The sequence below is a fragment of the Azospirillum sp. Marseille-Q6669 genome (assembly GCF_965111635.1).
On sequence record NZ_CBCOOP010000001.1, the window covers coordinates 368,248 to 391,997 of the forward strand.

The 23,750-nt window shown below is 68.6% G+C and carries 19 protein-coding genes; 7 read left to right on the forward strand and 12 right to left on the reverse strand.

Translation table 11 applies throughout. The features are described 5' to 3' along the window. The first annotated feature begins 1 nt into the window (after position 1). On the forward strand, positions 2 to 2,203 hold the full coding sequence (locus tag ACWPXE_RS01500) for an HlyD family efflux transporter periplasmic adaptor subunit (protein ID WP_454016397.1): 2,202 nt from the start codon (positions 2 to 4) through the stop codon (positions 2,201 to 2,203). A 15-nt stretch (positions 2,204 to 2,218) separates the two neighbouring features. Here the strand turns inward: ACWPXE_RS01500 and ACWPXE_RS01505 are convergent, their stop codons facing one another. Then, positions 2,219 to 2,599: an RT0821/Lpp0805 family surface protein gene (locus ACWPXE_RS01505; RefSeq protein WP_237907609.1), complete on the reverse strand. Its 381-nt coding sequence runs from the start codon at positions 2,597 to 2,599 to the stop codon at positions 2,219 to 2,221. A 446-nt stretch (positions 2,600 to 3,045) separates the two neighbouring features. Here ACWPXE_RS01505 and ACWPXE_RS01510 point away from each other — a divergent pair, with 446 nt between their 5' ends. Further along, the gene (locus tag ACWPXE_RS01510) at positions 3,046 to 4,995 is read left to right on the forward strand and encodes a mechanosensitive ion channel domain-containing protein (RefSeq protein WP_454016398.1); all 1,950 of its coding nucleotides are present in this window, start codon (positions 3,046 to 3,048) and stop codon (positions 4,993 to 4,995) included. 6 nt (positions 4,996 to 5,001) lie between these two features. On the opposite strand, the gene ACWPXE_RS01515 is transcribed toward ACWPXE_RS01510, so the two are convergent. Next, entirely contained in the window at positions 5,002 to 5,442 is a 441-nt protein-coding gene (locus ACWPXE_RS01515; protein WP_454016399.1) for a hypothetical protein, read from the reverse strand. A 152-nt stretch (positions 5,443 to 5,594) separates the two neighbouring features. On the opposite strand from ACWPXE_RS01515, the gene ACWPXE_RS01520 reads away from it, so the two are divergent. Next, positions 5,595 to 6,383 (forward strand): DUF3750 domain-containing protein, encoded by a 789-nt coding sequence (locus ACWPXE_RS01520; protein WP_454016400.1) that lies wholly within the window; start codon positions 5,595 to 5,597, stop codon positions 6,381 to 6,383. Positions 6,384 to 6,386: 3 nt separating this feature from the next. Here ACWPXE_RS01520 and ACWPXE_RS01525 read toward each other — a convergent pair whose 3' ends face one another. Next, the gene (locus tag ACWPXE_RS01525; RefSeq protein WP_454016401.1) at positions 6,387 to 7,247 is read right to left on the reverse strand and encodes an LOG family protein; all 861 of its coding nucleotides are present in this window, start codon (positions 7,245 to 7,247) and stop codon (positions 6,387 to 6,389) included. Between the two features lie 230 nt (positions 7,248 to 7,477). Between ACWPXE_RS01525 and ACWPXE_RS01530 the strand changes: the two genes are divergently transcribed. Next, on the forward strand, positions 7,478 to 9,889 hold the full coding sequence (locus ACWPXE_RS01530) for a hybrid sensor histidine kinase/response regulator (RefSeq protein WP_454016402.1): 2,412 nt from the start codon (positions 7,478 to 7,480) through the stop codon (positions 9,887 to 9,889). A gap of 65 nt (positions 9,890 to 9,954) precedes the next feature. Next, positions 9,955 to 10,449 carry a substrate-binding domain-containing protein gene (locus ACWPXE_RS01535; RefSeq protein WP_454016403.1) on the forward strand — a complete coding sequence of 165 codons (495 nt, stop codon included), beginning with the start codon at positions 9,955 to 9,957 and terminating at the stop codon, positions 10,447 to 10,449. Here ACWPXE_RS01535 and ACWPXE_RS01540 read toward each other — a convergent pair whose 3' ends face one another. The 6 genes from ACWPXE_RS01540 to lldP form a co-directional block, all read right to left on the reverse strand. Then, the gene (locus ACWPXE_RS01540) at positions 10,450 to 10,896 is read right to left on the reverse strand and encodes a group III truncated hemoglobin (protein WP_454016404.1); all 447 of its coding nucleotides are present in this window, start codon (positions 10,894 to 10,896) and stop codon (positions 10,450 to 10,452) included. A gap of 145 nt (positions 10,897 to 11,041) precedes the next feature. Continuing rightward, positions 11,042 to 11,713 (reverse strand): LutC/YkgG family protein, encoded by a 672-nt coding sequence (locus tag ACWPXE_RS01545; protein ID WP_454016405.1) that lies wholly within the window; start codon positions 11,711 to 11,713, stop codon positions 11,042 to 11,044. Beyond that, positions 11,706 to 13,130 carry a LutB/LldF family L-lactate oxidation iron-sulfur protein gene (locus tag ACWPXE_RS01550; protein ID WP_137142225.1) on the reverse strand — a complete coding sequence of 475 codons (1,425 nt, stop codon included), beginning with the start codon at positions 13,128 to 13,130 and terminating at the stop codon, positions 11,706 to 11,708. The genes ACWPXE_RS01545 and ACWPXE_RS01550 overlap by 8 nt, the downstream gene beginning before the upstream one ends. Beyond that, positions 13,123 to 13,908, reverse strand: a complete 786-nt coding sequence (locus tag ACWPXE_RS01555) for a (Fe-S)-binding protein (RefSeq protein ID WP_454016406.1) — start codon at positions 13,906 to 13,908, stop codon at positions 13,123 to 13,125. Before ACWPXE_RS01555 ends, ACWPXE_RS01550 begins: the two co-directional genes overlap by 8 nt. A 19-nt stretch (positions 13,909 to 13,927) precedes the next feature. Then, a complete protein-coding gene (locus ACWPXE_RS01560; protein WP_454016407.1) occupies positions 13,928 to 16,801 on the reverse strand; it encodes an FAD-binding and (Fe-S)-binding domain-containing protein in 2,874 nt (957 codons plus the stop codon). Between the two features lie 365 nt (positions 16,802 to 17,166). Beyond that, positions 17,167 to 18,855, reverse strand: coding sequence for an L-lactate permease (gene lldP / locus ACWPXE_RS01565; protein WP_454016408.1), 1,689 nt, complete (start codon positions 18,853 to 18,855; stop codon positions 17,167 to 17,169). A 386-nt stretch (positions 18,856 to 19,241) separates the two neighbouring features. Here lldP and ACWPXE_RS01570 point away from each other — a divergent pair, with 386 nt between their 5' ends. Together ACWPXE_RS01570 and ACWPXE_RS01575 are read left to right on the forward strand one after the other, a co-directional pair. Continuing rightward, positions 19,242 to 20,036, forward strand: coding sequence for an FCD domain-containing protein (locus ACWPXE_RS01570; RefSeq protein WP_454017888.1), 795 nt, complete (start codon positions 19,242 to 19,244; stop codon positions 20,034 to 20,036). Positions 20,037 to 20,117: 81 nt separating this feature from the next. Then, the gene (locus ACWPXE_RS01575) at positions 20,118 to 20,936 is read left to right on the forward strand and encodes a cytochrome c oxidase assembly protein (protein ID WP_454016409.1); all 819 of its coding nucleotides are present in this window, start codon (positions 20,118 to 20,120) and stop codon (positions 20,934 to 20,936) included. Between the two features lie 28 nt (positions 20,937 to 20,964). On the opposite strand, the gene ACWPXE_RS01580 is transcribed toward ACWPXE_RS01575, so the two are convergent. From ACWPXE_RS01580 to ACWPXE_RS01590, 3 genes are read right to left on the reverse strand one after another with little or no spacing between them, the layout of a single operon-like run. Continuing rightward, positions 20,965 to 21,780 (reverse strand): SGNH/GDSL hydrolase family protein, encoded by an 816-nt coding sequence (locus ACWPXE_RS01580; RefSeq protein WP_454016410.1) that lies wholly within the window; start codon positions 21,778 to 21,780, stop codon positions 20,965 to 20,967. Continuing rightward, positions 21,777 to 22,538: a hypothetical protein gene (locus ACWPXE_RS01585; protein ID WP_454016411.1), complete on the reverse strand. Its 762-nt coding sequence runs from the start codon at positions 22,536 to 22,538 to the stop codon at positions 21,777 to 21,779. The genes ACWPXE_RS01580 and ACWPXE_RS01585 overlap by 4 nt, the downstream gene beginning before the upstream one ends. After that, positions 22,535 to 23,701 (reverse strand): OpgC family protein, encoded by a 1,167-nt coding sequence (locus ACWPXE_RS01590; RefSeq protein ID WP_454016412.1) that lies wholly within the window; start codon positions 23,699 to 23,701, stop codon positions 22,535 to 22,537. The genes ACWPXE_RS01585 and ACWPXE_RS01590 overlap by 4 nt, the downstream gene beginning before the upstream one ends. Positions 23,702 to 23,750 lie beyond the last annotated feature (49 nt).

Below are 23,750 nucleotides of genomic sequence, written 5' to 3' on the forward strand. Positions count from 1 at the left end.
CATGGGCGCCGCCGCCATCGGCATGGCGACGGGGCCGGCGGCGGTCACGCCGGTGGACCCGCTGGACAGCGTGCGACTGCCACCGCTGCGCGAGGAGTTGCAACTGCTGCCGGCTCCACCGGCCGTGGACGGCTCGCCCTGCTGGACGATCCACGATCCGGTGCGCAACCGCTATTTCCGCATCGGCCATGGCGCCTTCGAGGTCATCGCCCGCTGGCATCACGGGTCGCCCCGCGCCATCGCCGCCGCGGTGGCCGCCGAAACGGTCCTGCAGCCGGAGGCGGAGGACGTCGTCGGCCTTTACAAATTCCTGGCCGGCAGCAACCTGACCCAGGGCGCCGACGTCGATTTCCTGGCGAAGCAGACGGCGGCGCGGCGCACGTCCTGGTGGATGTGGCTGCTGCACAACTACCTGTTCTTCCGCATCCCGCTGGTCCGCCCCGACGCCTTCCTGAACGCCACGGTGCGCTACGTCGCGCCCTTCTACAGCCGTGCCTGGTTGTGGACGGTGATCGGTGCGGGAATTCTGGGCCTCATCCTGGCGATGCGCCAGTGGGACAGCTTCGCCCACACCTTCCTGCACTTCTTCTCGCTGGAGGGCATGGCGCTCTATGGCCTGACCCTGCTGGTGACGAAGACGCTGCACGAGCTGGGGCACGCCTACACCGCAAAACGCTTCGGTTGCCGGGTGCCGACCATGGGGGCGGCCTTTCTGGTGATGTGGCCGGTGCTCTACACCGACACCAGCGACGCATGGCGGCTGGTCTCCCGCCGCGCCCGGCTGCACATCGCGGCGGCGGGCATGCTGACGGAACTGGCGCTGGCCGCCTTCGCCACGCTGGCCTGGAGCTTTCTGCCCGACGGGCCGCTGCGCAGCGCCGCCTTCTTCGTGGCGACGGTGAGCTGGGTGACGACCCTGACCATCAACCTCAGCCCCTTCATGCGGTTCGACGGCTATTACCTGCTGGCCGACGCGCTGGACGTGCCGAACCTTCAGGACCGGGCCTTCGCGCTGGCCCGCTGGCGGCTGCGGGAATGGCTGTTCGGCCTGGGCGACGAGGTGCCGGAGCGGTTCGATCCGTGGCTGCACCGGGTGATGCTGGCCTACGCCTTCGCCACCTGGGTCTACCGGCTGGTGCTGTTCATCGGCATCGCGGTGCTGGTCTATCACGTCTTCATCAAGGTGCTGGGAATCGTGCTGTTCGCGGTGGAAGTCGGCTGGTTCATCCTGCGCCCGCTGGTCAACGAGGCGAAGGAATGGTGGGAGCGGCGGGGCAGCCTGAGGCCCAACCGGAACCTCCTGATGACTCTGGGCGGCCTGAGCGCGCTGGTCTGGCTGGCCTTTGTCCCGGTCACCGGCACCATCGCCGTGCCGTCGGTGTGGCGGGCGGAGGGCTTCTCGACCCTGTTCGCTCCGGTCCCGTCGCGCATCGCGGAGGTGCTGGTCCAGCCTGGCCAGCGCGTGGCGGCGGGCGACCTGCTGTTCCGCCTCGAAGCGCCGGAACTGACCAGCAAGATGCAGCAGTCGGAACTGCGCATTGCGCTGGCCCAGGACCGCATCGACCGCATGCTGGCCGCCCGCGACGGACTGGACCGGGTGCGGGTGATGGAGGAGGATCTGGCCGCTGGCTTGGCCGACCGGCAGGGTCTGCTGGATGGTCTGGCGCGTCTGGAAATCCGTGCGCCCATCGCCGGAACGGTGGTTGATGTCGCCGACGCGCTGCGCCCCGGGCGCTGGGTGGGACCATCGCTGGCGCTCGGCCAGATCGTCGCTGATGGCGGCGGGGAACTGGTCGGTTATGTGGCCGAGAACGACCTCACCCGCGTCGCTGTGGGGGCAGATGCGGTGTTCCTCGCCGACGATCCGCTGCGTCCCCGCATGGAAGCGCGGGTGGCGGTGGTGGACCGGGTGAGCGTGAAGGGGCTGGACGTTCCCGCCTTGGCCTCGATCCACGGCGGTCCGATTGCCGTGGAAAGTCAGACCGGCCCATCGATGGGACGCACGAACGCCGAGGCCGCGCGCTCGAACCTGAAGCCGGTGGAGGCCGTCTACCGGGTGACCCTGGCGCCGCTGGACCGGACGCAGGCGGGACCCGCCCACCAGATGCGCGGCGTGGCCCGCGTGGAGGGCGAGGCGCGCAGTCTGGCCGACCGCTTCTGGCGCACCGCGCTGGCCGTGCTGATCCGCGAAACCGGGTTCTGACGAGAAGATTGCCCGTCAGGGAGCGATTGCCCACCGCCCGTTAGCCATTTTGCAAAAGGTCAGTCTGTAGGGCTGGACGGTCCGCCGGATGAAGTTGGCCTGAACGTCCCCGCAGGGCGCACCGTCGCGCTCGTGGATCTTCTCCACGACCACATCGCCGCGCACCCCGGTCTTCGGATTGTTCCATTCGGTGCGCCGACCCGCTTCCATCGGGGTCAGGGCGTCGCTGAGCGCCTTGCGGAACAGGTCCCAATCCTCGTCCGTCAAATCCACCCCGCCGCGTCCGCCCAGGAAAAGGCCGAACTGTGCCTGCGCCGGGGCGGCGACGGCCAGCGTCGCGACCAGCGCGGCGGCGTGGAGCCCAAAGGCAAAGGACGGGATGGGTAACAGGCGCATGCGGCGGCTCCTTACGACCGTTTTCGAATCCGGGCATTTTAAGAACGATTGATGATGGCCGCATGTGAAGGCAGGTCACGAACCGGGGTGTTACGGTAACATACGTGTCGCTGCTAGGCGCGCCGCGGACTCCGGCCTTTCCAATGTTCCGAAACCTTTCCAAATCCGGGCCATGGCCTGCCATTCGCTGCACGGCCGTCCGGTGGGCAACGGTAACGCACTGGCTTCCCGACCAGGGGACGGACGAGCGTTTCTGATCGCCGGTCAAACCCTTCGGCGCGGACTTTTCCGCCCGATGGGCACCGCTCCATCGCTCTCCGGCAGGATGGCCCCGCAGAATGGCCCCTATGAACGAAGATTTGGGGACGCGCCGCACGTTGGCCCGGTGGCCGGTCCTTGCCTTGCTTGCCGCCCTGCTGTTTGCGGCCTTGCCGTCCGGATGGGCCGTGGCACAGACGCCCGATGCCCATACCTCCACGCCCGGAGGACCGGCGACGGCGCTGGAGGTGTATGCCGCGCGTCTGGAGGCGGTCGCCGCCACCTATCCACAGCTTCCCACCATCCTGTCGGACGCCTTCGCCCGCCCCAACGGGCGGGAGGCGGCGGTGCACCCGCTGCGCCTGCTGCGCGGCTTGGTGATCCTCTTCGCGGCGGGGACGGCGGCGTTGCTGCTGACGCGCCGGGTCCTGGCGGGGCCGGTCCGCAAGCTGGAGTTGGACGATGGGGCGCCGCTGTTGACCGGCGCGCTGCGCTTCGTGCTGGGGCTGGTGCCGGTGGGCGCCTTCGCGCTTGGCGTGCTGGTCGTCTACGCGATCGTGCGGCCGCCGCATCCCGCGGCTCCAGCGGTCCTGCTCGCGGTGCTCCAGGCGGCGCTAACCGTGCTGCTGACGGACCGGCTGATCCGCTTCCTCTGCGCGCCGAGGCGCCCCAGGCTACGCCTGATCCCGCTGGAGGACGCCGACGCGCGCGCTCTGCACCGCACGGGCGTGGTCACCGTGACGTTGGCCGCAACGGTGCTCGGGCTGATCGATCTTCTGCTGGCGCTGGGGGTCGGCGGAAACGCCATCGTCGCGATCGGCCTGCCGCTGAGCACCGTGCCCTTCCTGTATCTGCTTTACCGCGTGTGGCGCGGGCGTGCTCCGGTGGCACGGGCCATCGCCCGCCCTTTGGGCGTCGAGGTGAAGGACCACCCTACGCTGGGATTGTGGGCGGTGGCGGCATCGGTCTATCTCGTCGCCTTGTGGCTGGTCGTCGCGGCGGCGGCGGTGCGGCTGGAGCCGGCGACGGGGCCGCGGATGCTCGCCAGCCTGCTGGTGGCGCTGGCCGTGCCGGCCATCGCGCTGATGGCCCAGCGCCCGCTCGCCCGCTTCTACCGGGGGGAGGAGACGGATGCGGGGAAGGCCGCGGTGGCGCGGGTGATGCGGGCGTTGTGGTCGGCCCTGTTCGTCGTCGGTGTCTTCGCCACCGCGGCCATCTGGGGATTTCGGGTGGAGCAGGCGACCGGAGCGACCGGCATCGCCCTGCGACTGCTGTTCAACGTGACGGTCGTGCTTCTGCTGGGCTACGTCGCCTGGACGATGGTGGTGCGGATGATCGATCGGACGCTGGAGGAGGCCCGGCACGACGGGTCGTCGTCGCGTGGGCAGCGGTTGGCGACGCTGCTGCCGCTGCTGCGGAAGTTCCTTCAGGTCGTTCTGGTCGCCATCGTCGTCATGATCGTCCTCTCCTCGCTGGGCATCGAGATCGGGCCGCTGCTCGCCGGCGCGGGGGTGGTCGGCATCGCCATCGGTCTCGGCGCGCAGTCGACCATCGCCGACATCCTGGCCGGTGTCTTCTTCCTGCTGGAGGACGCGTTCCACATGGGCGACTATGTGGAGGTCGGCAACCTGCGCGGCACGGTGGAGGGCATCTCCCTGCGCTCGCTGAAGCTGCGCCACCACCGCGGCGCGGTGCACACGCTGCCCTTCGGCCAGATCAAGGCGCTGACCAACTACAGCCGCGACTGGGCGCTGATGCGCCTGGAGTTCCGCGTCCCGCCGGAGACCGACATGGGGCTGGTCAAAAAACTGGTGAAGGACGTCGGCAAGGAGCTGTCCGCCGACCCGGAGATGGGGCCGAGCTTCATCGAACCGCTGAAGTCCCAGGGCGTGCGGCGGGTGGAGGACGACGCGGCGATCATCGGCGTCAAGTTCATCACCAAGCCCAACGAGCAGTTCGTCATCCGGCGCGAGGCGTACCACCGCCTGATCCGCGCCTTCCAGGACCATGGCATCCATCTGGTCGGGCGCGGCGTGGTGGTGCGCGTGGACGATCCGGAGGCGGCCAACCGGATCATCGGCTTTGCCGCCGCCCAGGCCATGAACGGCACCGGCAAGGAGAGCGGAGCCGCGGAGTGACGCCCGTCACGCCGCCGGCTTAACCGACAGCCAAGCCGCGATGACGAAGGCGGGCAGGCGGCCGAGCGCCGCGTCGTCCCGGCCGGTCTCTTCCTGCCACGTCCGGTGACGGTCCAGCGCGGTCCGCAGGACGGTCGCCCGCTCCGCCATGGGGACGGCGGACAGGGCGGTGTCCAGGCTGGTCAGATAGGGCGGGAACTCGGCGTTGGGACCGGCGAGGCCGCGCTCCGTCCCCTCGGGGTCGAACCACACCTCGGCGGCGGCGGTGTCGGCGCTGGGCGGGACGACCATGCCGCCGATATAGCCAGTGGGTTGAACCACCTTCCATCCCTTGCGGCTCGGCCCGGTGGTCCAGCCGAGCGCGCGGGCGACCTCCATTGTCGCGGCGCGGGTCGGCGCCTGCCGGGTGATGCGGTCCAGAAGGTCGGTCAGGTCGACGGCGGGCATCGGGGCGCTCCCTGGATAAACCTCTAGGCGAAAAACCCTCCGGCCATGAACCAGCCGGATGCTCCTCAACGTACAACATCGGTGGCGGGCAGGGCGATGACAGCCTATCTGGGAAACGGCCCATCAGGCGAGAGGGAGCGGTGCGGAAAAGAATGACGGCCACCATCCTGGTGATTTTGATGACGCTGGTCCTGCTGCTGGCCGGTCCGGCCTTCGTGATCGCGTCGGGAACGGCGACGCTGGGGGTGGACTGGAGCCGGGCGGACCGCAAGTCGGTCGGCCTCGCCCCCGATCCCGCCACGACGCAGGAGGCGGTGGTGCAGGTCTACGCCGCCCGCGCCCTGTCCTGGCGCGGCGCCTTCGGCACGCACCCGTGGTTCGCGGTGAAGCCGGCAGGCGCGTCGGCCTACACCGTTTATGAGGTGATCGGCTGGCGGGTCTACCGCGGCCTGCCGGCGGTGGCGGGCAGCAACCGCGATCCGGGTGGGCGCTGGTTCGGGTCGGCCCCCGCCGTGCTGGCCGAGCTGCGCGGCCCCGCCGCCGAGGCCGCCATTCTCAAGATCGCCGAGGCCGCCCAGAGCTACCCCTACGCCGGGGAATACCGAATCTGGCCCGGCCCGAACAGCAACACCTTCGCCGCCTGGGTGGGGCGGGCGGTGCCGGAACTGCGGCTCGACCTGCCCTCCACCGCCCTGGGCAAGGACTATCTGGGCACTGGCCTGATCGCGCGGGCGCCCAGCGGAACGGGCTGGCAGGTCAGCCTGTTCGGCCTTGCCGGCCTCCTCCTGGCCCAGGAGGAAGGGTTCGAGGTGAACCTGCTGGGCATGACCTTCGGGGTCGATCCCTTCGATCTCGCGGTCAAGATCCCGGGTGTCGGGCGGGTGGCGCTCAATGCCCCCGCCCCGACGGCCCCGGCCGCCGACAGCCCGCCGCCCGGCTGAGCCTCAGTTCTCCTCGGCCGCCGACATGCCGGTGCCGGCGGGGCCGAGCGGCGGGTTGCCGCGCTTGAGGCCGAGCCGGGTCATGCAGTCCCACGCCTCCTCCGCCGTGTCGGCGATGTCAAACAGCTCCAGATCGCCGGCGCTGATCATGCCGTGGTCGGCCAGGGCGCGGAAATTCACCACCTCGTTCCAATAGTCGCGCCCGACGAAGACGATGGGCAGGCGGGACGCCTTGTTGGTGTTGCGCAGGTTCAGGATCTCGAACGCCTCGTCGAAGGTGCCGAAGCCGCCGGGGAAGATCGCCAGCCCGTTGGCGCGCATCGCCAGATGCATTTTCCGGATGGCGAAATAGTGAAAGCGGAAGGTCAGCTCCGGCGTGCTGTAGGGGTTGGGGTGCGGCTCCTGCGGCAGGCTGATGTTGAAGCCGATGCTCGGCGCCCCGGCCTCCTGCGCGCCGCGGTTGGCGGCTTCCATCAGGCCGGGACCGCCGCCGGTGGCGATGACGTTGTCGCGCTGCCCGTCCTCGGTCGGCGCCAGGGCGCCGCCGCGCTCCGACACGATGCGCCCGAAGGCCCGCGCCTCCTCGTACCAGGCCGCCTGCTTGGCCCGCCGCTCGGCCTGTTGCCGCTCCTCCAGCGTCCGGGCGTCGCGGAGAAGCTGCTCCGCCCGCTCGGGCGAAGGCACCCGCGCGCTGCCGTAGACCACGATGGTGGAGCGGATGCCCCAGGCCTTCAGCTCCGATTCCGGCTTGGCGTATTCGAGCATGAAACGCACCCCGCGCATCGGCTCGCTCAACAGGAAATCGCGGTCCTCGAAGGCGATGCGGTAGGCGGCAGATTCGTGGTTCGGCCTGCTGTCCTTCATGCTGTGCTCCGGGTGGGGACGGGGAACGGCTTCTGGTCATGTGGGGTCGCGGGCGATCCATTGCCCAGATTCAAAAGATTTGCATTCGAAGCAATTGTGCCGCAGACCGGAGGGAGGCGGAAGGGAAAGCGGTTCCGCGTCTTTCCATAAGCCTTGGCCCTGCCCACATCATGGTTCAGGGGCGTCTGCGCCCGACCTTCAGCGTCTTATCCGCGTCTTGTTCGTAAGGGGTGACGTTGAGCAGCATCGAGCCGCCATGGCCATCGGATGAGCGCGCCCGGCTGGACCGGTTGAAGAGCTACGGCGTGCTGGACACGCCGCCGGAGGCGTCCTTCGACCGGCTGGCCCGGCTCGGCGCTCGCCATTTCCGCATGCCCATCGTGATGGTCAATCTGGTGGACGAGACGCGGCAGTGGTCCAAGGCCGGCTATGGGCTGGATACGATGGTCATTGAGCGGCGACTGTCCTTCTGCGCCCACACCATCCTCCACGACTCGGTTCTGGTCGTGCGCGATGTGCTGGAGGACGAGCGCTTCGCCGACCATGAGTTGGTCGCCGGGCCGCCGCATCTGCGCTTCTACGCGGGGGCGCCGCTGATCACGCCGGACGGGCTGCGCATCGGAACCTTCTCCCTGCTCGATCACAAGCCCCATCCGGAGTTCAGCGCGGAGGACGAGCGGGATCTGGAGGAGTTCGCCCGCCTCGCCATGCACGAGTTGGAAACCCAGGCCGCCCATCGCGCTGCCCTGGCGGCGGAAATTCTGCTGCGGGACAAGAACGCCCTTCTGGAAAGCCTTCTGGAGAGCGTCACCGACCCGATCTTTGCCAAGGACCGCGAGCGCCGCTTCACCCTGGTCAACTCCGCGACCGCGCGCCTGTTCGGGCGGGCGCGGGAGGAGGTGGCGGGCCTGACGGACGAGGATCTGTTCCCGCCGGAGGAGGCCGCACGGCTCGATGACCTGTGCGGGCGGGTGATCGCCACCGGGCGGGAGGAGACGGTGGAGGAGGAGTTGCCCTTCCCTACGGAGGAGGGCAAACGCGTTCTGATGATCAGCGTCATGCCCCTGCGCGACGCCTGGGGCGCGGCCATCGGCGTCGTCGGGGTGGCCCGCGACATCACCGCCCGCAAGCGGGCGGAGGAGGCGCTACGGTCGAGCGAGGCACGGTTCCGCACGCTGGTGGACAACACGCCGCTGCTCATGTGGATCAACCGCTCGGACGGCACCCCTGAATACTACAATGAGGAATTGCGCGCCTACACCGGCCAGGACCCGGACTCCATGTCCGCCTGGAAGGGCTTCCATCCGGACGACCGTCCCGCCTATCTGGAACTGAGGACGCGCTCGATCGCCGCGGGCACGCCCTATCAGGGCAACGTCCGGATGCGGCGCGCCGACGGGGCGTGGCGTTGGCACCAGTGCCGCGTGGTCCCGGTGCGGGAAAAGGGCGCCATCGTCTCCTGGATCGGCACCGCGGTGGACATCCACGACATTCGGCGCGCCCAGCAGGCGGCGGAGGAGGCCGATCGCTCGAAGGGCCGCTTCCTGGCGGCGGCCAGCCATGACCTGCGCCAGCCCATGCAATCGATCCTGCTGTTCGCCGGCGCGCTGGGCCCCCATGTCACCGGCGAGGCCGGGCAGCGGGCGCTCGACCGGCTCCAGCAGGGGCTGGACACGCTGAAGGATCTGCTGGACAGCCTGCTCGACGTGTCGCGCCTCGATGCCGGGGTGGTGGCGCCGCAGATCGAGGAGTTTCCGGTCGCCGACCTGCTCGGCCCACTGTCCGCCGCCTATGCCCCGCTGGCCGAGGCCAAGGGGCTGGATTGGCGGGTCGTGCCCTTCACCGGGACGGTGCGCAGCGACCGCGTCCTGTTGGGGCGAATGCTGCGCAATCTGGTCGACAACGCCATCCGCTACACCGACCGGGGCCGCGTCATGGTCGATTGCCGGCCCCAGGGAACGCGCCTGTGCGTCGAGGTGCACGACACTGGCCAGGGTATCCCGCCCGACCAGCGGGAGCGCATCTTCGAGGAGTTCCACCAGATCGGCAACCCGGAGCGCGACCGCGACCAGGGCCTCGGCCTCGGTCTTGCCATCGTGCGCCGGCTGTCGCGGCTGCTCGACCATCCGGTGGATCTGGTGTCGCGTCCGGAGCGCGGCTCGATCTTCTCGGTCAGCGTGCCGCTGGTCCGCCACGACGCGACGCGCCTTCCGCCACCCGCCACCCGGATGGCGCGGACCGACGCCATGACGGCAACCGGGGACGGGCGGCTGGCCGTGGTCGTGGAGGACGACGCCATCGTTCTGATGGGGCTGGCGGTGATGCTCGGCGAATGGGGGTTCGAGGTGCTGACCGCCGGGAGCACAGGCGAAGCGCTGGAGCGCCTGCGCGGCGGGCGGCGGCCCGACATCGTGCTGGCCGATTACCGGTTGCGCCAGGGCCGCGTCGGCACTGAGGCTATTCTGCGCATCCGCGACCTGTTCGGCGCCGACGTGCCGGGCCTCATCGTCACCGGGGAGATCGGGCCGGAACCGCAGCGCGACGCCGCCCGGCACGGCCTCGGCCTGATGCACAAGCCGGTGACGCCGCGCCTTCTCGAAGCCGTGCTCGCACGCCATCTTGGAGCCATCGGGCCGGCTTGAGCGTTGCTATCACCAGCGGCGCCGACGGCGCCGCGCCGTGCGAAGGTTATGGAGGAGACAACAGAGTGTCATCCCTGTCGAAAGGCCTTGCCATGGTCGCCGTCGCGGCGGCGCTCGCCGGGTGCCAGTTTCCCGGCTTCCCGTCGCCGCAGCAGACGGCCACCCTGCCGCCCCCGACCGTGCCGAAGCCGCCGCCCGAGGAGCGCGGGATTTGGATCGTCGGCAGCCCGTCCATGCGGGGGGCGGTCGGCACCGCGGCCAGCCGATTCAACAGCACGCCCGACACCCAGCCGCGCCTCGTCGCCGAGGGCACCAACAGCGGATTCCGCAGCTTCTGCGCCGGGGTGGGGCTGGAGCATCCCGACATGGTGGTCTCCGACCGCCGCATCGGGGCCGAGGAGCAGAAGCGCTGCCGGGCCAAGGGCATCACCATGATGGAGTACGAGCTTGGTCCCAAACAGTTCGTCTACGTCAAGGACGCCCACATGATGACCATCCCCGGCGTGCGCGACTTCACGGACAGCTGGGGCGTGAAGGGCAAGCCGGTGCGCGGGGCCTGATCAGCGGCCTGCGGCAGCGTCGGCAGCGGCCTGCTTGCGAAAGAAATCCACCCCCATCTGGATGCTCCGCCCGATGTTGGCCGCGCGGTCCTCGAAGAAGGCGGCGGCCTCGGGCGTGCAGACCTCGGCCGTCGTCTCGCGGAACAGCTCCAGCCAGCGCTCGAAATGCGCCGGCCCGATGTCGAAGCGGACATGGGCGGGCAGGGGGCGCCCGTCGTAGCGGTGGGTCAGCAGGGCGACCGAGGACCAGAAGTCGATCATCTTCAGGAGATGCGGCTCCCAGTCGGTGATCGCCGCGCCGAAGACCGGGCCGAGCAGGGCGTCGTCGCGGATCTTGCCGTAGAAGGTGCGGACGAGGGCTTCGATCATCGCCTCGTCGATGCCGGTCTTTGCGACCCGCTCGGCGATGGTGGCGGATTGGGGGGTGGGAACTGCGGTCTGGTCCAAGGCGGTGGGGTCCCGAAAAAACATGAGGCGAACAAGACCCCGCACCATACCCGTCCCGGCGGCACACCGCCACCCGTGCAGGGCATTAAATTCCCTCTCCCCAGAGGGGAGAGGGTTATGAATGTCGAACGCGCTCTCCGCACCCTTACCGGATGATAACCACCACCAGCCGCTTCGGCCCGTGGACGCCGTAGGCCAGCGTCTGCTCAATGTCCGCTGTCTTCGACGGGCCGGAGATCAGCAAGGCGTTGGTCGGCATTCCGTCGGCCCAGCGGTTCTCGGTCATCGCCTGCCAGAAGGTGTCGTACAGCGCGTCGGCGCGCAGCAGCGCCAAGTGCATGTGCGGCACCAGCGACATCAGCCGCGGCTCCTCCGGCGTCGGCCAGACGATCAGGCTGCCGGTGTCGGCGATGGCGCCCAGCGTCGTGGTGATGCCGGCGTCGATGCCATCGAACAGCCGCTCCTTGAAAGTCTCGACCCGGTCGGCGTAGGGGATCAGCTCCGGACCGCCCGCCATCCCGGACGCCGTCCATTCGGCCGACAGGCGCGCCCCGGCCTCGGTCGCCGGACCGAACAGCAGGTTGCGGGTGCCCTGCGCCTTGAGGAAGGCCTGGACGTCGGCGGGCCAGTCGGCCTCGGTCGTCTCCAGGAACTCCGTGTGGACGGCCTCCATCATGCGCTTGATGCGCTCCAGCCGCTCCGCCCCTTCCCAGCGCTTGTTGCGCAGGACGGCGAAGTCGGACTCCGGCGGGGTCAGCGGGTGGGCGTCGCGCCCGGCGCGCAGCTTGCCCAGGATCGCGTTTCTGGACTCAGACATCGGGAATCCCCTTCTCGCGGGCGAGGGCATGGAGCGTGCGGTTGGCGAAGCGCGGCTTGGACCGCACGTTCGTCCACTCCTTCAGCAGCGGCAGGCTGGCGGGGGCGGCGTTGCCCAGCTTCGCCAGCAGCGCCGTCGCGAACTGGTAGGCGAGCGGCGAGGCGTAGGTCATCGACCAGCCCTTCCACACCATCGCCTCCGCCTTGCTGGCGTGCGAGCCGGCTCCCTTCACCGCGTCGCCGGGGTGCACGGCCTCCGACCGCAGGCGGCCCATGATCTCGACGATGGGGATCTTGACCGGACAGATCTCGACGCAGGCGTTGCACATGGTGCAGGCGTGCGGCAGCTCGCCCCGCTTCTCCAGCCCTTCGACCTGCGGCATCAGGATCGAGCCGATCGGGCCGGGGTAGGGCGCCTGATAGGCGTGGCCGCCGACCTTGGTGTAGACCGGGCAATGGTTCATGCAGGCGCCGCAGCGGATGCAGCGCAGCGTGTTGCGCAGCTCCTCGTCGGCGTAGATGCCCGACCGCCCGTTGTCGAGGATCACCAGATGGATCTCGTTCGGGCCGTCCTTCTCGCCCTCCTTGCGGGGGCTGGAGATCATGTTGACGTAGGTGGTGATCGGCTGGGCGGTGGCGGAGCGGGTCAGCAGGCTGATGACCGGCGGCACGTCCTCCAGCTTCTCGACGACCTTTTCCAGGCCCATGACGGCGATGTGGACGGGCGGCACCGTGGTGCTCATGCGCCCGTTGCCCTCGTTCTCCACCAGACAGAGCGTGCCGGTCTCCGCCACCGCCATGTTGACGCCGGAGATGCCGACGTCGGCGGTCGCGAACTTCTTGCGCAGGACGCGGCGGGCGAGGTCGGTGAGCTGGGCCACGTCCTCCGTGTATTCCGCTTCCTTGATCTTCTGCTTGAAAAGATGGGCGATCTGCTTGGTGTTCATGTGGATCGCCGGCATGATGATGTGCGAGGGCATCGCTTCATCAAGCTGGACGATGTATTCGCCGAGGTCGCTTTCCAGGCTCTCGATGCCGTGCTTTTCCAGGAAGGCGTTGAGGTGCATCTCCTCCGACACCATCGACTTGCCCTTGACCACCAGCTTCGCGTTCACGCGCTGCATGATGGAGAGGACGATGGCGTTGGCCTCGTCGGTGGTGGACGCCCAATGGACCTGGATGCCGTTGCGGGTGCAGTTGGCTTCCAGCTTTTCCAGCAGTTCCGGCAGCTTGGACAGGGCGCGCAGGCGGACCGAGGCGCCGAGCGTCCGCACCCCGTTCCATTCCGCGGTGTCGGCGAACTGCACGGCGCGCTTGGACATCAGCCCGTCCATGGCGCGGCGGAAGTTGCCGCGGAGCTGCTGGTCCTGGAGCGCGGCGCTGGAGGCCTTCGCGAAATTGATGCTCGTCTCACCCATGGGTGCGCTCCTTCAGGAACTGGGCGATGTGGACGCCGCGGACCGGCTTCTTGCCGCCTTCCAGCGCGCCGGAGATGTTCATCAGGCAGCCGCAGTCGCCGGACACCACGGCCTTGGCCCCGGTGTTCTCTATGTCCGCCACCTTGTCGCCGACCATGGCGGCGGAAATCTCCGGATGGCGCACCGCGAAGGTGCCGCCGAAGCCGCAGCATTCCTTCTCCCGCTGCAGCTCGACCAGCTCGACATTGGCGAGCTGGCGCAGCAGGGCCTTCGGCTCGTCGGTCACGCCCATTTCGCGCTGGGCGTGGCAGGAGGCGTGCCACGTGATCTTCACCGGCGGCCCCTGGTCCTCGAACTTCACCTTCAGGACCTGGACGAGGAACTGGGTCAGCTCCCACACGCGCGACGCCACCTGACGGGCGCGGGCCTCGTCCGGCTCGCCCTTGAACAGGTCGGGCCAATGCTTGCTCATCATGCCGGCGCAGGATCCCGACGGCACGACGATGGGCCAGTCGCCGGGGAAATAGTCCAACTGCGCGCGGGCGACCTTCAGTGCCTCCTCCCGGTAGCCGGAGTTGTAGGCGGGCTGGCCGCAGCAGCTCTGCCCCTGCGGGAAGACGACGCGGACGCCCTGCGCCTTCAGCAGCTCCATGCCGGCCATGCCGGCTTCCGGGTAGAACAGGTCGACCAGACAGGTGCCGAAGAAATAAACGCTGTCAGGGCGTTCGATGGCGGGCCGTTCGATGTCGGTCCGGCTTATGGTGCCGTCGTGGCTCATGATTTTCCTCCCTCCCGCCTCAGAACGCGGGTTCCGACGCGCGCGTGGAGGCCGTGGCGGAAGCCTTCGGCGTCGAGCAGGCATCGACCAGATAGACGATGGAACGGTACGGCAAGCCGGAGTGGTCCGACAGGCCGATTTCGCAGGTCCGGCTGTTCGAATAGCCGGCCTTGGCCCCGGCGGGGATGTCCTTGGACAGGTGGCGCAGGGCGTGGGCGTTCAGCTCCGGCGTGGTGAAGCCCTTGTCGCCGGCGAAGCCGCAGCAGCCAACATCCTCCGGCACCACCACCTGGGTGGCGCAGGCGGCGGCCACCGCCTTCATCTTGGCATCCAGCCCCATGCGGCGGGTGGAGCAGGTCAGGTGCAGCACCACCGGCTCCGTCTGCTTGGTGAAGGTCAGCCGATGCAACAGGTGGTCGTGGATGAACTCCACCAGATCCAGGACCTGGAGCCCGGCATCCTTCAGATGCTTCTTCAGCCGGAAAGAGCAAGGGCTGGTGTCGAGGACCACCGGGGCCGTGCCGTTGGCGCTGGCCGCCCAGATGGCGCGGACCATTTCCTCCGCCTTGGCGTCGGCCTGGGCGGCGAGGCCCTTGCTCTCCAGCGGCATGCCGCAGCACAGCGAGGACAGCTGCTCCGGATAGGCGACGCGGTAGCCGGCCTTGTGGAACAGCGCCTCCACCTTCACCGGCAGCGGGGTCTTCTCCGGATCGTTGGCGGCCGGCCCCATGCTGCGGCTGGTGCAGCTCGGCACATACACGACGGTCGGCGCGTCCGCGGACGCCTTGGCCTGGGGCAGCGGCGTGAAGTTGGTCGGTGTGGGCAGGGCGCGCGGCAGATGCGGCAGGCGCTGGCCCGTCACGTTCCGCAACCCCTCGAACAGCGAATTGGCCGTGCCGTCGCCCAGCGTCCGCTTGGCCAGATCGGCCAGCTTCAGACCGGCGCGGGCGACGCTCAGCGCCCCGGCGGTGTGGCCGGCGACGTAGCGGCCCACGCCCTGGGCCACCGCCCCGCGACGGTCGCCGCGGATCGCCTTGATGAGCAGCCCGGTCTCGATCCCCACCGGGCAGGCGGTGGAACAGAGGCCGCAGGCCGCGCAGGTATCGATGCCCTGGTAGTCGTAAGCCTCGTGCAGGGCGCCGAGCCGCGCCGCGTCCGCGCCCGTGGCCTCAAGACGCGAGATTTCGCGCCAGCCGACGATGCGCTGGCGGGGGGAGAGCGTCATCTTGTGCGACGGGCAGGTCGGCTCGCAGAAGCCGCACTCGATGCAGGTGTCCACCAGCGGGTGGGCGGCGGGCATCGCCTTCAGGTTCTTGAGATGCGCCTCGGGGTCGTCGTTCAGGATGACGCCGGGGTTCAGCAGGCCCTGCGGGTCGAGCAGCGCCTTGATCTCCTTCATCAGGCCATAGGCCTGCGGACCCCACTCCATCTCCACGAAAGGCGCCATGTTGCGGCCCGTGCCGTGCTCCGCCTTCAGCGAGCCGTCGTACTTGCGCACCACCTGATCGCACACCGCGTCCATGAAGCGGCGGTAGCGGTCCACCTCCTCGTCGGTGTCGAAGGCCTGGGTGAAGACGAAGTGCAGGTTCCCTTCCAGCGCGTGGCCGAAGATGATCGCCTCGGTGTAGCCGAATTTCAGGAACATGGCCTGAAGCTCGACCGTCGCCTCGGCCAGCCGGTCGAGCGGGTAGGCCACGTCCTCGATGATGACCGTGGTGCCGACCTTGCGCATGGCGCCGACCGCCGGGAACAGGCCCTTGCGGATCTTCCAGTAGCTTTCGCCCAGCTTGGCGTCGGTGGTGAAGGTCGGCTCGAACAGGGTCTGGGTCTGGGCGATCACCGCGCTGACCGCGGCGATGTTGGCGTCCAGCGCCGCCGCATCCTCGCCGCGGATCTCCACGAGCAGGGCGGAGGCGTCCGGCCCCAGCCCTCCGATGAAGTCCGGCATGCCCGGCTTGCCCTCGACCGAGCGCAGCGAGGCGCGGTCCATCAGCTCCACCGCCGAAACCGGAGTCGGCTTCATCAGCGCGACGGCGCGGCAGGCTTCCCCGATGTCGGGGTACATCAGCAGCGCGTTCGCCTTGTGGGCGTGCTCCGGCACCGTGTTGTAGGTGATCTCGGACAGGAAGCCGAGCGTGCCCTCCGATCCGATCATCAGGTGCTGGAGGATCTCGACGGGTTCCTCGAAATCCACCAGGGCGTTCAGGCTGTAGCCGGTGGTGTTCTTGATGCGGAACTTGTTGCGGATGCGCTCCGCCAGCTTCTCGTCGGCGCGGGTGCGGGCGGCCAGATCGGACAGGCCGGACAGCAGGGCGCCGTGGCTGACGGCGAAGGCGGCGCGGCTGGCGGCGTCGCCGGTGTCCAGCAGCGTGCCGTCGGCCAGCACCAGCCGCATGGAGGCCAGTGTGCGGTAACTGTTCTGGGCGGTGCCGCAGCACATGCCGCTGGCGTTGTTGGCCGCGATGCCGCCGATCTTGGCGGTGGCGATGGAGGCCGGGTCCGGACCGATCTTGCGCCCGAAGGGGGCCAGCTTGCGGTTCGCCTCCGCCCCGATGACGCCGGGCTGGAGGGTCACCGTCGCCGCACCCGGCGGGATGGTGCAGCCGCGCCAGCTGTCGCCCAGCAGGACCAGGACGGAATCGGTGACCGCCTGGCCTGACAGGCTGGTGCCGGCGGCGCGGAAGGTCACCGGCGTCTTCAGCTCCCGGCAGAGGTTGAGCAGCCGCACCACCTCGCCCTCGGCCTCGACGATGGCGACGATCTTCGGGATCAGGCGGTAGAAGCTGCCGTCGGTCCCGTAGGCCAGCGTGCGCAGCGGGTCGGTGACGAGGCGTTCGTCCGGCATGAACTCCCGGAGGGCCGCGTGCAGGCGGTCATAGGGCGCGGGCAGCATCGGTTCTCGGGGCCTCCGGATCTGGGACCGCGCGACGACTCCTCCGTGATCGCCGGTCCGGGTTGCGGGTGCTGGGGCGACGTTTGTTTCCGCCCGTCAGACGGACGGCTTGTTGTGTGCCACAGTCAGTAGGTCGGATAATAGATTTGCTGGGGATAATCGATTTGCTGGGTGGCCGCAATGGTAAAATGAATTGACCAAACGCAGCGCTGTGATGCTGCAATGCATAAGAAATACGGCGCACAAAGAAAGCGGCGCCACCCGACCGGATGGAAGGCCGAGCGGCGCCGTAGGGATTAAAGCTCGGCAGTGGATGACGCCCCTTCTCCCCGGGGGGAGGAGAAGGGGGTTCGGACGTCGACGCTTTACGGGATCATCCAGGGCAGGATGTAGGCCTGGATCATGGTGATGACGCCGATGATCGCGACGAAGAACAGGCTGTGCTTCACGGTGAAGCGGAACAACTCGGACTCGCGGCCGACCAGACCCACCGCGGCGCAGGCCACGGCGATCGACTGAGGGGAGATCATCTTGCCGGTGACGCCGCCGGTCGTGTTGGCCGCAACCATCAGCACGTCGGACACGCCCACCTGCTGCGCCGTGGTGGCCTGCAGGCCGCAGAACAGCGCGTTGCTCGACGTGTCGGAGCCGGTCAGGAACACGCCCAGCCAGCCCAGGATCGGCGAGAAGAACGGGAACAGGAAGCCCGTGCCGGCCAGCAGCAGCGCCAGGGTCGAGGACAGGCCCGAGTAGTTGGCGATGAAGGCGAAGGCCAGGACCATGCCGATCGAGTAGATCGGGCGCTTCAGCTCGCTGACCGTCTCGACGAAGGTCTTCACGCCGTCGGCCGGGCGCATCTTCAGCATGACCATCGTGATGATCGCGGAGATCAGGATGGCCGTGCCGGTGGCCGCCAGCAGGTCGAGCTTGTAGACGGCGTCGATGGGCTTCGGCGAGGCGACGATCGGGGCGGCCTTCAGCACCAGCTTGTCCAGCCCGGCGATCGGGAAGTACAGCACCGTGTCGGCGAGCGCGCCGCCCTTGGCGAACAGGGCCTTGAAGGGCTTCAGGCTCCAGATCGTGACGACCACGGTCAGGATCAGGAAGGGCGACCAGGCCTTGGCGATCTCACCCGCGCTGTAGCCGCGCTGGGCGTTGAACTCGCTCGACGCCATGGCGCCGACCGACTGCGGCACCGGACCCGACGCCAGCGGGGAATTGGCGAAGCGGAAGATCGCCTTCGGCTTCCAGAACTTCAGGAAGACGGTGATGCTGACGAGGCTGACCAGGGCGGAGGTGATGTCCGGCAGCTCCGGCCCGATGAAGTTGGCGGTGAAGTACTGGGTGACGGCGAAGGTGCCGCCGGCGACCAGGATGGCGGGCCAGGTCTCGCGCACACCCTTCCAGCCGTCCATGATCATGATGATCCAGAAGGGCACGAAGACGGACAGCAGCGGAAGCTGGCGGCCGGCCATGGCGCCGATCTTGAACGGGTCGAGCGAGGTGACCTGACCGGCGACGATGATCGGAATGCCCATGGCGCCGAAGGCCACCGGGGCGGTGTTGGCGATCAGGCAGAGACCGGCGGCGTAGAGCGGGTTGAAGCCCAGCCCGACCAGCAGCGCCGCGGTGATGGCGACCGGCGCGCCGAAGCCCGCAGCCCCTTCCAGGAAGGCGCCGAAGGAGAAGCCGACCATCAGCATCTGAAGCCGCTGGTCCTCGGTGATCGACACCACCGACGAGCGGATGATCTCGAACTGGCCGGTCTTGACCGTGATCTTGTAGAGGAACACGGCGGCAACGATGATCCAGGCGATGGGCCACAGGCCGTAAAGGAAGCCGTATCCGGCGGACGCCAGCGCCATGCCGACCGGCATCTTGTAGAACAGGATGGCGACGGCCAGCGAGATGGCGACGGTGATGGTGCCCGCGATGTGGCCCTTCATGCGCAGAACGGTCAGCGCGATGAAGAAGAAGATGATCGGCAACGCGGCCACAAGTGCCGAAAGCCAAAGGTTACCCGCGGGATCGTAGACTTGTGTCCAGGGCTGCATGTTTCCTACCTATGCCGCAGATTCTCGGTTCTGCGCTTTGGCCTGCGACCGTGAGTGGAGCCCGGACCCGCGCGTCTTATCCGGACGCGCGCCGCCTGTCATTCCACGGCCGATCGGTCGTGGAGATCAGTTTTTTCTTGGGTTGGGCTCCGGTCAAAATTTATGACCAAAGGCTCAGAACGGATACATTGGGTCGCAATGGTTGGCAATAGGGAAAATTCAATTTACCGTCAGCGTAGCGAGGGACTTTTTCTTGCCCGTGGTATTACCACTAGACCCATTCGATGGTGGAGCCGCCGGTAAACGGTGTCATGGATCTCGGCAGGGCTGGACGCGCGAAAGCCATGACGATATCTAACCTTCTGGATAAGGCGGGATTTCTGCGGATGCAGGGCAAGGGGCAGGGCAAGGGAATGATAAAGCCGGCCAAATTGGCGGACGCCATCGCGGATCATCTGGAGACGCTGATCCGGGAGGGCGTGCTGCGTCCGGGGGAGAAGCTGCTGCCGGAACGGGACCTGGCGCTCAAGCTGGACGTCTCGCGCCCGTCGCTGCGCGATGCCCTGGAGAAGCTGGAGGAGCGCGGGCTGCTCGTCTCCGGGCGCAACGGCACGCACATCGCACAGTTCCTGGCGCCCATCGCCGCCCCGCTGGCGGCGCTGCTGCAATCCGATCCGGACGCGCCCTTCCATTATCTTGAGTTCCGCAGCTCCATCGAGGCCGCCGCCGCCAAGCTGGCCGCGCAGCGGGCGACCGACCTCGACCGCAAGGCGATCCGCGCCCTGGCCCAGCGCATGCGCGACGCCCATGGGAAGGATGATCCGTCGGAAGAGGCCGATGTGGACGCACAGCTTCACCTCGCCTTCTACGAGGCGGCGCACAACACGGTGATGTTGCACATCATGGGCGCGCTGTCGGAGATGCTGCGCAACGACGTGTTCTACAACCGCGATCGGCTCTACACCCGGCCCGGTGTGCGCGACCTGCTGCTGGCGCAGCATCTGGCCATCGTCGACGCGGTGCTGGCCGGCGATGCCGAGGCCGCCCATGCGGCGGCGGAGGCGCACGTGATGTTCACGCTGCACACCCTGCGGGAAATCCGCGAGGACGACACGCGGCTCGAGGCCTCCCTGCGCCGCATCGGGCGCACCGACCTGATCGAAACCGCCGAACGGACCTGAGTCCCGTTCGGTCGTCCGTCATTCGGGAACCCGAGGGTCATTCTCGGTTTTACACGGCTGTAGGCCAAGGGAGGTCCAGCCGTGCCCACCGCAACGCCACTTGCCGAAACGCTGCCGTCCGTCATTCCCTATTGCGGTGCCCCGCCGGTGCCGGAGGGGTTCTGGAGCGCCTGGAACGGCGACCCGGTCCTGCTGTCCGTCTTCGCCCTGGCCGCCGTGGGATACGCGGCACTGGCAAAGCGGCATGGGGCGGGCATGGAGCGGCACCAGCCTTGGTGCTTCGCCGCCGGGTGGCTGGTGCTGTTCGCCGCCTTCGTGTCGCCGCTGTGCAACCTGACCTCCGCCCTGTTCTCGGCGCGGGTGGTCCAGCATCTTCTGACCATCCAGGTGGCGGCGCCCCTGCTGGTCCTGTCCTGGCCGATGGGCGCGGTGCGCTGGCCCAACTGGGCGCGGACCCTGGCATCACCCCTGGCCGTTCCGGAGATCGCCTGGGGGCTGTTCGGGCTGTTCCTCTGGGTGTGGCACCTGCCGGGACCCTACATGGCGGCTCTGCGCTTCGAGGCGGTGCTGTGGGGCATGCACGCCAGCCTGCTCGTCGGCGCGGTTGCCGCGTGGCGGACGGTGCTGGCCCCGGACGGTCCGGCGATGCGGGGGAGGGGCTTGCTGTCGGCCTTTGGCACCTCGGTCCATCTCGCCATCCTGGCGGCGCTGCTGATCTTCGCCCCGCAGCCGCTGTTCGTCTACCATCTGGACACGACGGCGCCCTGGGGCCTGTCCGCCCTGGCCGACCAGCAACTCGGCGGCCTCATCATGGGGGTGGTCGGGGCGGCGGTCTATGTGGCGGTCAACCTCTACGCCCTGGCGCGCTGGCTGATGGTGCCCGAGCGGCAGCGCACCTGACGTGATGCTGCCGTTGCCGCCGCAACCCTCACGGACGCGCGGACACCGACCCCGCGGTTCGCAGGCTGAGGGCGTCGTGCAGCGAGGCGGCCAGCGTGCGGGCCACGCAGTCGTAGCCGAAGTCGTTCTGATGGATGCCGTCCGGTCCCACCAGATCGTGCATGGCGGCCTGCCGGGTTTCCACCCACTGGCGCATCACCGCGTAGCGGTGGAACAGGCCGACCCCTTCCTCCGCCGCGACGCGGGCGATGCGGGCCTCCATCTCCTCGTGCCGGGGCTTCGCCAGCATGGCCGGGGCGTATTGCAGGTCCATCAGCACGACGTCCAGACCGGCGCCCTTCAGCGTCCGCACGCCGCTGCGGATCACCTGTTCCGCCGCGTCGGGATCGTCGCCGCGCAGGACGGTGTTGGCCGCAACCTGCCAGATCACCAGATCGGGAGTTTCGTCCAGCACGTCGCGCTGGAACCGCTTCAGCATGTCGGGTCCGGTCTCCCCGTTGGCGCCCTTGTTGAGGACGGTCAGGGCGAGCCCGGGGTAACGCGCGCCCAGATGCTCGGCGAGCCGCACCGGATAGCTGTGCTCCGCTTTGCTGGCTCCGGCCCCGGCGGTGGAGGAGGAGCCGATGGCGACGATGCGCAGAGGCCTGCCGGCGGCCAGCGCCCGCGCGCCGCGCGGCAGCGGAACGGCAAGGTCGGCGGTTTGCAAGGACACGGCGCAGGCCGCGGCCCTTGCCGGCTCGGGCTTGGCCGTCAAGCCGGCGAGGAAAGGGACGAGGGACAGCAGGGCGGCTGAGAGGACGGCGGCCCTCCGGCCACGGGTCCGGGGGGCGGGCGTGCCTGTCACGGAGCGGGTCTCCCGGCGCGGTCGATCATGGTGGACACGGTGTCGGCCAGGATGCGGCCGAGGCAGCGGTGAACGAACTGGTAGGCCTGCAGCTTTTCCTCCTTGGAGTCGGGGGCGAAGCCAACGCGGCCCTCCTCGAACCAATGCCGCATCATCTCGAAACGGGGGAAATGGACCACGTCGCTGTTCTGCGACACCCACTCCACATAGTCCAGGTAGGGCTGGAAGGTGATGAGCTGGGTCGTCTGGGGGCTGTACTGCATGTCCATCAGGATCACATCGGCGCCGCGCCCCTGGGCTGCCGCGATTCCGTGGCCCAGAGCCTCCCCGAAGCTGTCCGGCCCGATGTTCCGCATGGCGTCCGCCGTCCCCACCTGCCAGACCAGCAGGGAGGCGGCGGAGGAGGCCAGTTCCCGGTTCAGGATGGGCAGCATCTCCTGCGCGGTCGCCCCCGGCGCGTTGCGCACGGTCACGCTGACCTTGCGATCGGGCAACCGGGCCGCCAGCTCCTTTTCCAGCAGGGCCGGATAGGCGGTGTCGGGTCGCGCACCCGCCGAGTTCAGCACCAGGATGGGCAGCGTGCCGCCGCGCTTCAGCCGTTCCCAGGCGCGCGGCAGGGCGCCGTCGATGGTGTAGACGGTTTCGGGAACGGCGCAGGGATCGCTGGGCGTCTCCGACGCCGCCTTCGCGACGCCCATGTCGATGGTGGCGGTCAGTCCCGCGAGGACGGCCAGGGTCAAGACGGTCGCGCGCTTCATGCGCTCGGGTCCTTGGCTGGGGCCATTGGGGCTTCAGGGACCAATGGGGCGGCGGGTGCCGCGGGCGGGGCGGATGCCGATTGGCGTGGCGGCCGTCCCACGGACTGATACCAGGTCAGCACCCGCGCGGCGGCCACCATCACGGCGATTCCGGCGAGTGTGACCGAAAACTGGGCCAAAAGCGAGGCGGACCAGTGGTTCAGCACCGTCTGGCCGGCGAAGGACAGGAAGATGCCCAGGCAGAAGACCTGAAGCGACTGGCGCCCGCACAGGATCACCGGCGCCAGCGCCGGCCAGCGCAGCCACGTGCTGTCGAACCGCGCGATCTGAAGAACGACGTAGGCCAGCGCGCAGAAATGCGCGAGCCGCAACAGGTCGAGGTCGGTCTTGCTGATCGGGTAGAGGATCTCCGCCAGCCACACCGGCATCAGCGCGGCCATCGGCGCGACCTGCCAGGAGATCACCAGCAGCAACGAGGCGAACAGATACCCTCCCGCCAGCCACAGCAGCGCCGTCCGCCGCGTCGTCAGCGCGGCCGTCACCCCGGGCAACCGCTGCATGGTGGCCCCCAGCACGAACAGGAGCTGCCAGGCGAAGGGGTTGAAGAACCAGACGCCGCCGTCCGGATAGGTCGGCAGGTTCCAGTCCAGGACGCGCGCCACCGTGTAGAGCGTGACCGACCCGGCCAGCAGGACCAGCGGCCAGCGCCGCAGCACCGGCAGCACCACCGGAAGGGACAGCAGCAGCACGATGTAGAGCGGCAGGATGTCCAGGTTGGCCGGCCGGAACTTGAGCGCCAGCGCCTGCACCAGCGACACCGCGGGATCGGCGAAGAAACCGGCGATGCCCATTTCCTCGGTGAACAGGGGGTTGTCGAAGACCCGCGCGGTGTAGGCGACCTGCGCCGTGAAGGCGATGAAGAGGAAAAGATAGGCGATGTAGAGCGTCCAGCAGCGGTCCAGCACCTTGGCCGCTGCGAACCGCCAGCCGTGCTTGTCCAGTATCCGTGAATAGACCAGCGACGATGTGTAGCCGGAAATGAAGACGAACACCTCGGTCGCATCGCTGAGGCCGAAGTTGCGCATCGTCACCCAGGCGATCTGATTGCCCGGGATATGGTCCACGAAGATGAACCACAGGGCCAGCCCACGGAAAAAGTCCAATCGAAGATCGCGTACCCCGCCCGACGCCACCGCCTTGTCCCGCTCTGGT